Source organism: Mesorhizobium sp. M0854, from assembly GCF_040319815.1.
In the GTDB taxonomy this organism is placed as follows: domain Bacteria; phylum Pseudomonadota; class Alphaproteobacteria; order Rhizobiales; family Rhizobiaceae; genus Mesorhizobium.
This window is the reverse complement of sequence record NZ_JAMYOL010000083.1, coordinates 1-950: the sequence shown is the minus strand read 5'-3', so window position 1 is coordinate 950 and position 950 is coordinate 1. Positions and strand designations below refer to the sequence as shown.

The 950-nt window shown below is 56.9% G+C and carries 1 protein-coding gene; it reads right to left on the bottom strand.

The annotated features are described in order from the left end of the window. Window positions 1-950, bottom strand: a 950-nt coding sequence (locus NKH99_RS32620) for an AMP-binding protein (protein ID WP_353017974.1), incomplete at both ends; no start/stop codon positions are given.

Genomic DNA, 950 nt, shown 5'->3' with positions numbered 1-950 from the left:
TCGCCCACCGCCCCGAATGGAACCGGCGCGCCATGGCCGTCCAGAAGATACACCCGCGTGTTCGCAATCGGACGGCCGATCGGGAGACGGCGGAATATTTCGTCACTCAAGTTGATCTCGCAGGCTGTCGCGAAGGTCGTCGTCTCGGTTGGGCCGTAGCAATGAATGAGACGTACAGGACCTTCTTCTTTCAGCAATCTCAGAAAAGAGGAAAGGTCATTGCGCTCTCCTCCACAGAGAAGGTACTTAAGTTGGGATAACGTCGAGGCAATCGACGATGTATGTTGATTGAATAGTGCTGTTGTTAGAAAAAGGGAGGTCACCCCGTGCTGTTTAAGCACCCTAGCAAAACTGGGAGTGTCTATGACGGTGGTGGCATGCATTGTAACAATGCAACCACCGTTAAGCAGCGGTGCCCACACTTCGAATGTGCTTGCGTCGAAGGCGGGACTGCCAGCCCATGCCACACGATCCCTGGCATCGATCTTTGCATATCCATTATTGATCACGAGCCGATTGACAGCACAATGAGGAACAACAACTCCTTTGGGAAGGCCGGTTGAGCCGGAGGTGTACATTGCATACGCGGCGGCCTCGGCGCTCAACGCCAGGCCAGGATCGGAACCACATCCCGGTCCAATTGTGAGCGGCTCAATACCCAGACCAGGGAACGTCGACTCGACCAAACGATCATCGTCACTCTCGGTTAGCACCAGGCGTGGAGCACAATCGGCTATCAGCCATTCTTGTCGCACAGATGGAAGAGCGCGATCGATCGGCACATATACTCCCCCCGCTTTCAGGATCGCCAGTTGCGCCACCACAAGGGCGACGGAGCGGTCCAGCACTGTCGCAACGCAATCCGCCGGCTTCACCCCAAGCGCGATCAGGTGATGGGCAAGGCGGTTGGCGCGCGCGTTGAGCTCGCCATAGCTCAGGCGCTCGTCCTC